Here is a 7000-nt window from a genome sequence, read left to right as displayed (position 1 = left end):
GGTTAATGTGCTCCGTCACATGCTGAAGGCTGTCGGCCAGCATGATCGCTGAACCTAACAGCACGGCGGAGAGCACGGCGCCCGGCGCGTCAAAGGGAGTGCGGTCAGCGGCCGATTCCCGCGGCAAGGCCCACCATGCCAGCAGCAGGGCGATGCTGCCTGGAATAAGGTTAATGGCGAACAGCCACTGCCAGCTCAGGGCGTCCAGTATTGTTCCGCCGAGCACCGGGGCGATCGCCGTGCTGGAGGCGATAAGCAGGGCGTGCAGCCCCAGAATGCGGCCCAGCAGTCGGCCCGGAAAAACGGAGCGCAGGATAGCCGGAGCAATACTCAGGGTCGCCGCGCCGCCGATGCCCTGCAGAATTCGCATCCCGGTTAACATTTCCGGCGTTGTTGCCATCGCGCAGCCGAGCGAGGTGAGCGTAAAGGTGGCAAGCCCGGCCAGAAAGATTGGGCGATAGCCCACGCGGGCTGCCAGCGCCGCGAAGATGGCCAACGTCATCGCCGCTGACAGCAGATAACCGTTGGCGAACCAGACCGCAACGTTCGCAGGGACCTGCATCGCGCTTGCCATGGAGGGGAGCGCGATGTTGATCATGGTACCGTCAAAAACGCCCATCAGCGTGGTGGTCATAACGGCGGCCATCACCCTGGCGCGTTCATGTCCGGGTAAACCTTCATCGCCGGGCTGGTTTGAAAAGAGCGTCATCGTCGTTACTCCGAAAAAGAATCGTGATGACGAAACTATAATCATGCGGTATACAGTGCGGAAGACGCAGCATTTGCACTTAATCAATGCGTGTAACGCCATATCTGAGGAGCCATCGTGTCCGATCCTGATTTTAACCTTCTGGTTGCGCTCGATGTTTTGCTGGCAGAAGCCAGCGTGGCGGGCGCGGCGCGACGTTTGAACCTGAGCACCTCCGCCATGAGCCGCACCCTGAGCCGGCTGCGGGAGGTGACCGGCGATCCGATCCTGGTGCGGGCCGGTCGTCACATGGTGCTGACGCCCTGGGCCGAAGCCACCCGGGACCGCGCCAGAAGCGCCGTGCACGAGGCGAGGGCAGTGCTGCAGCCCTCCACCGACGCGCTGAAGGTGGAAAGCCTCGAACGGCTGTTCACCATCCGGGCCAACGACGGTTTTGTGGTGGCGTTTGGGCCTCTGCTTATTGCTGCGGTGGCGAGCGTTGCGCCCGGGGTGTGCATCCGCTTCTCACCGAAACCGGAAAAAACGTCGCGCTACTTGCGGGAGGGGCTTGTCGATCTGGAGATCGGCGTGCAGGGCAACATGGGGCCTGAAATACGGCTGCAAAGGCTTTTCCAGGATCGGTTTGTTGGCACGGTGCGCAAGGGGCATCCGCTGTCAGAGCAGCCGGAGGTCAGCCTGAGTGACTATGTCGCCTGGGGGCATGTGGTGGCCTCGCCGGACGGATCGCTGCACGGGTTTGTCGATGAGGCGCTGGCGGAGCGCGGGATGAAGCGCAAGGTCGCCAGCGTGGTGCCCGGCTTTCCGACGGCGTTATCCGTGGCGCTGGCCTCCGATCTGATTGCCATGGTGCCGGCGTTATACCTGCTCAATCAGGCGATGACCGAGCGCGTGCACGTCTTTGAACTGCCCTTTAAGACCCGGACTATTACGGTATCCCAGATGTGGCATCCGCGCATGGAGAGGGACCCGGCGCACCGGTGGCTCAGGGAAAAGGTCCTTGAGGTGTGCCGTGCTGTTTGCTGACGCTCAGAGCACTTTCCCCGGCACGGTGAGGATGAAGCGCGTTGACACCGCATCCGATTCCACGCGGACTTTTCCCTGATGTGCGGTGACAATGGACTTCACGATAGCAAGCCCAATTCCGCTGCCTTCGCCTTTACGCTGCCTGGACGGATCGACGCGATAAAAGCGGTCAAACAGCTTCGGCAGATGCGCCTGCGGGATCGGCGTGCCGGGGTTTTCTGTCACCAGCTCAACGTCGTTATCCTGTTTTCGCAGTGTGACCGTCACCGTTTTGCCCGCTGGCGTATAGCGCAGGGCGTTGGATAACAGATTATTTATGGCCCTTCTGAACATCTGCGGATCGCCTTCTATCAGGCAGGGCATCCCGTTAAACTTCAGCGCGATGTGACGTTCTTCCGCCCAGGCTTCGAAGAAATCGAAGACTTTCATGACCTCGGCGCTTAAATCAAACATCACCCGGTCAGGGATGAGCTGATTGTTATCCGCCTGCGCCAGGAAAAGCATGTCGCTGACCATGCGGGTCATCCGGTTGTACTCTTCCAGGCTGGAGTACAACACATCCTCCAGCTCCTTCGGAGTGCGGTTCTGACTCAGCGCGATTTCCGTTTGCGTCACCAGGTTGGTGATGGGGGTTCTGATTTCGTGCGCGATGTCGGCGGAAAAGTTAGCCTGACGGGTAAAGACATCTTCAATCTTTTCGATCATCTGGTTGAAGGAGATGACCAGCTGCTCCAGCTCAACGGGTACGCGGGACGGCTCCAGTCGTGCATCCAGATTTTCAGAGGTGATGTTTTTTATGGCGTTGCTGACGTTACGCAGAGGCAAATGTCCCTGGCGCACCGCGATGCGAATGACAAGGATAATCAGCAGGCTGATAACCGCCGCAATCGCCAGGAGATTCTTTTTCAGCGCTTCAAGATAGTGGAGATGAAAATTAATGGAGAGCCCGATCAGCATGACATAGTCCTGGGTTTTTCCCTGCAGCGTCGCCGTGCCTGAAGAGGCGATAATCCGGTAGGTTTCCATTTTCATGTCGGACCCGGCGTGCATGGGGTTGGCCGGGTCTTCTACCGTCCAGAGAAACACATCCTGTGCGCGACGGTGTTCGCTAAAGTTCGCCGTGTTCATTGCCGGGCGCAAAGCCGCCCCTTGCGCCGAGCTGAACAGGGTATTGCCCTGCGGATCCAGAAGCAGAACGGCTACGTTGCGGTAGCTGGCGATCGACTCTTTAATCTTGCTGATTTTCTTTTGATCGGGATCGGCCGGTGATTGCAGTATGCGGTGCATCGCAGTGCTGATTTGCTGCAGATCGCTGATATCCTGCTCGGCGAAATGCTTTTCAACGGAATGGAGCATAAACCAGGTAAAGGCGAAAAAGGCCAGTATAGTGGAGAGACTGATAAGAAAGGTCAGCCGCAGGGCAAGAGAAAAGGGGCGCCGGGGAAGCTTAACGTGCATCCGGCACCTCCAGCATATAGCCCACGCCGCGCACCGTCTGGATCAGCTTCGGTTCAAAATCGTTATCGATTTTCGCGCGCAGCCGCTTTACCGCCACGTCAATCGCGTTTGTGTCGCTGTCAAAATTCATGTCCCACACCTGGGAAGCAATCAGGGAGCGGGGAAGCACTTCTCCCTGATGGCGCATGAAAAACTCCAGCAGGCTGAACTCTTTGCTGGTTAACAGGATGCGACTTCCGGCCCGGCTGACCTTTCTCGACACGAGGTCAACCGTAAGATCTGCCACCTGAAGCTGGCTTTCTGCGATCACCGTATTTCCGCGTCTTAACAGCGTCCTTACCCTGGCGAGCAGCTCGGCAAAGGCGAAAGGCTTAATCAGATAATCATCCGCGCCCAGCTCCAGCCCTTTAACCCGATGTTCAATCGTACCGAGAGCCGTAAGTAACAGAATGGGCATCCCTTTGCCGGCAGAGCGGAGCATACGGACAATGTCCCAGCCGTTCACATCGGGCAGCATGATATCCAGAATCAGCAGATCGTATTCAGCGGTCATGGCGAGATGGTAGCCGTTCAGGCCATTATCCGCGTGGTCCACAACAAACCCGGCTTCAGTCAGCCCCTTACACAGGTACTCACCGGTTTTCATTTCGTCTTCGACGATCAGTATTTTCATCATGCTCCCCAGAATGGCTGCTGATGACATTCTATGGCGCCCGCGACCGTTCACAATGACTTACGGTAAAAATGACAACATTGTCATTATCCTGTCACCCGTCAAACAGGATGTGTTCCGTAGAGTAGCCCTAAAAATACTCTGGACTTCATCTGGACCGTTATGTTCCTGTTAAAACGACTAAGCATCAGTACGGTATTTATCCTGGCAGGCTGCGTCTCGCTGGCCCCTGAGTACCAGCGCCCGGCGTCACCGGTACCCCAGCAATTTTCACTCTCGCGCAACGGCCTGATGCCCGCGGTGGCGGGTTATCAGGACACCGGCTGGCGCACCTTTTTTGTCGACCCGCAGGTAGCGGGGCTGATTACGGAAGCCCTGAATAACAATCGCGATGTAAAAATGGCCGCCCTGAAGGTTGAAGAGGCGCGGGCGCAGTTCAACGTGACGGATGCAGACCGTTATCCTCAGCTGAATGCCTCTTCGGGTATCACGTACAGCGGCGGGCTTAAAAGTGACAAACCCACCACGCAGCAGTACGACGCGGGCCTTGCGCTTAGCTATGAACTCGACTTCTTCGGCAAGCTGAGGAATATGAGCGAGGCTGACCGACAAAACTATTTCGCCAGCGAAGAAGCCCGTCGCGCGGTGCATATCCTGCTCGTCTCTAACGTTTCCCAGAGCTATTTCAACCAGCAGCTGGCGTATAAACAGCTGCGTATTGCGCGAGAAACGCTGACAAATTACCAGCAGTCTTATGCGTTCGTTGAGCAGCAGCTGGTGACGGGCAGTACGAACGTCCTGGCGCTGGAACAGGCCCGGGGACAGATCGAAAGCACGCAGGCAGATATTGCCAAACGAGAGGGAGAGCTGGCGCAGGCCAATAATGCCCTGCAGCTGGTCCTCGGCACGTATCGCGCGCTCCCGGGCGACAGCGGCATGAATGCCGGCGATGTCGCGCCGGTAAAACTGCCTCCCCATCTTTCCTCAGCGATACTGCTGCAGCGCCCGGATATTATGGAGGCGGAATACCAGCTTAAAGCGGCCGATGCAAATATCGGCGCCGCGCGTGCCGCCTTTTTCCCGTCCATATCACTAACCAGCGGGCTTTCCACAGGTAGTACGGAATTATCCAGCCTGTTCACGTCAGGGAGCGGGATGTGGAATTTTATTCCTAAAATCGAAATTCCCATTTTCAATGCGGGCAGGAATAAGGCCAACCTGAAGCTGGCTGAAATTCGCCAGCAGCAGTCGGTTGTTAATTACGAACAAAAAATTCAGTCCGCCTTCAAACAGGTTGCCGACGCGCTCGCGCTGCGGGACAGCATTAACCAGCAGATTGCTGCGCAACAGCGGTATCTTGATTCGCTACGCATCACCCTGCAGCGGGCCAGAGGGTTATATTCCAGCGGGGCGGTCAGCTATATCGAAGTGCTTGATGCGGAACGTTCTCTTTTCTCCACGCAGCAAAATATTCTCGACCTTATTTATGCCCGGCAGGTTAATGAAATTAATCTTTTCACCGCGCTCGGCGGCGGTTGGGTCGAATAACGGTATTTAATTAAACAGGAAAATAAATATGCGCAATTCACTTAAGGCTGTTGTATTCGGTGCGATCTCTATTGTGTTTTCTGCCAGCCTCCAGGCTGAAGTTCATCAGCACGAGGGGATGAGTGCTGCCAGCGAAGGGAGCTCAGAGCAGCTCATCACCGGGACCGGTATCGTGAAGGACATTGATCTCACAAATAAAAAAGTCACGATTTCTCATGAGGCCATCCCGGCGATTGGCTGGCCCGCGATGACCATGCGTTTCACATTTATTCAGGTCGATGAGAGCATCAACGCCTTAAAGGTCGGCAGTCACGTTGATTTTTCGTTTGTTCAGCAGGGCAATATCTCTTTACTGAAGAGCATTAAATAGCGAGAAACGGCATGGCCTCATTAAAAATAAAATATGCTGCCATGATAGTCAGCAGCCTGATTGCGGGAGGGCTGATATCGGTAACGGCATGGCAGGCTTTTCATTCATCTGAAAAAACAGAAAAGAGCGCCTCTGAAAGAAAGGTGCTTTTCTGGTATGACCCGATGAAGCCTGACGTGAAATTCGATAAGCCCGGTAAATCGCCGTTTATGGATATGGATCTGGTGCCTAAATATGCGGATGAAAATGACGATAAAAGCAGCACCGGAATACGTATCGACCCGACACAGGTTCAGAACCTGGGATTAAAAACGCAAAAGGTGACGCGCGGAACGCTGAATTATGCCCAGACGATCCCGGCCAACGTCAGCTATAACGACTATCAGTTTGTCATTGTGCAGGCGCGCGCGGAAGGGTTCGTGGAGAAAGTGTATCCGCTGACGACGGGCGATAAGGTGAAGAAAGGCACGCCGCTGATTGATATTACCATTCCGGACTGGGTCGAAGCGCAGAGCGAGTTTCTGCTGCTATCCGGCACCGGTGGAACACCAACGCAAATAAAAGGTGTGCTGGAGCGTCTTCGCCTGGCCGGAATGCCGGATGACGATATTCAGAGGCTGCGTGCGACCCGAACGATCCAGACCCGGTTTACCATCAAGGCGCCTATCGACGGGGTGATCACGGCCTTTGACCTGCGTACCGGGATGAATATTTCCAAAGATAAGGTGGTGGCGCAAATTCAGGGAATGGATCCGGTCTGGATCGGCGCGGCAGTACCTGAATCCATCGCTTATCTGCTGAAAGATACCTCGCAGTTTGCTGTTTCCATACCGGCTTATCCGGATAAATCCTTCCCGGTTGAAAAGTGGAGTCTTCTGCCGAGCGTGGATCAAACCACCCGTACGCTGCAGGTGCGCCTGCAGGTCTCCAATAAGGATGAACTGCTGAAACCGGGCATGAATGCGTACCTGAAGCTAAATACCCAAAGCCAGGAAATGCTGCTGATCCCCTCCCAGGCCGTAATCGATACCGGCAAAGAACAGCGCGTTATTACGGTTGATGCGGACGGGAATTTTGTGCCGAAAAGGATCCACGTTCTGCATGAAGCTCAGCAGCAGTCCGGCATTGGTAGCGGACTGGAAGAGGGAGAGTCGGTAGTGGTCAGCGGTCTGTTCCTGATTGACTCGGAGGCCAATATTACCGGCGCGCTGGAGCGCAT

The 7000-nt window shown here is 55.8% G+C and carries 7 protein-coding genes; 4 read left to right on the top strand and 3 right to left on the bottom strand.

The features are described 5' to 3' along the window. Positions 1-709, bottom strand: a 709-nt coding sequence (locus DOU50_RS01900) for an MFS transporter (RefSeq protein ID WP_148768650.1), incomplete at its 3' end; no start/stop codon positions are given. Positions 710-826: 117 nt separating this feature from the next. Between DOU50_RS01900 and DOU50_RS01895 the strand changes: the two genes are divergently transcribed. After that, a complete protein-coding gene (locus DOU50_RS01895) occupies positions 827-1732 on the top strand; it encodes a LysR family transcriptional regulator (RefSeq protein ID WP_063621652.1) in 906 nt (301 codons plus the stop codon). A gap of 3 nt (positions 1733-1735) precedes the next feature. On the opposite strand, the gene DOU50_RS01890 is transcribed toward DOU50_RS01895, so the two are convergent. Both DOU50_RS01890 and DOU50_RS01885 read right to left on the bottom strand, forming a co-directional pair. Continuing rightward, positions 1736-3190, bottom strand: coding sequence for a Cu(+)/Ag(+) sensor histidine kinase (locus DOU50_RS01890; RefSeq protein ID WP_148768649.1), 1455 nt, complete (start codon positions 3188-3190; stop codon positions 1736-1738). Continuing rightward, positions 3180-3863 (bottom strand): copper/silver response regulator transcription factor, encoded by a 684-nt coding sequence (locus DOU50_RS01885; protein WP_024908527.1) that lies wholly within the window; start codon positions 3861-3863, stop codon positions 3180-3182. The genes DOU50_RS01890 and DOU50_RS01885 overlap by 11 nt, the downstream gene beginning before the upstream one ends. A 162-nt stretch (positions 3864-4025) precedes the next feature. Here DOU50_RS01885 and DOU50_RS01880 point away from each other — a divergent pair, with 162 nt between their 5' ends. The 3 genes from DOU50_RS01880 to DOU50_RS01870 all read left to right on the top strand — a co-directional run. Then, positions 4026-5411, top strand: coding sequence for an efflux transporter outer membrane subunit (locus DOU50_RS01880; protein ID WP_148768648.1), 1386 nt, complete (start codon positions 4026-4028; stop codon positions 5409-5411). Between the two features lie 28 nt (positions 5412-5439). Beyond that, entirely contained in the window at positions 5440-5781 is a 342-nt protein-coding gene (cusF, locus tag DOU50_RS01875; RefSeq protein WP_148768647.1) for a cation efflux system protein CusF, read from the top strand. An 11-nt stretch (positions 5782-5792) separates the two neighbouring features. Then, positions 5793-7000 (top strand): efflux RND transporter periplasmic adaptor subunit (locus DOU50_RS01870; protein WP_148768646.1); only part of this gene is annotated, 1208 nt, incomplete at its 3' end.

Source organism: Enterobacter sp. C6 (genome assembly GCF_008122455.1).
Taxonomy (GTDB): domain Bacteria; phylum Pseudomonadota; class Gammaproteobacteria; order Enterobacterales; family Enterobacteriaceae; genus Enterobacter; species Enterobacter pseudoroggenkampii.
This window is presented reverse-complemented; position numbering and strand designations above follow the sequence as displayed.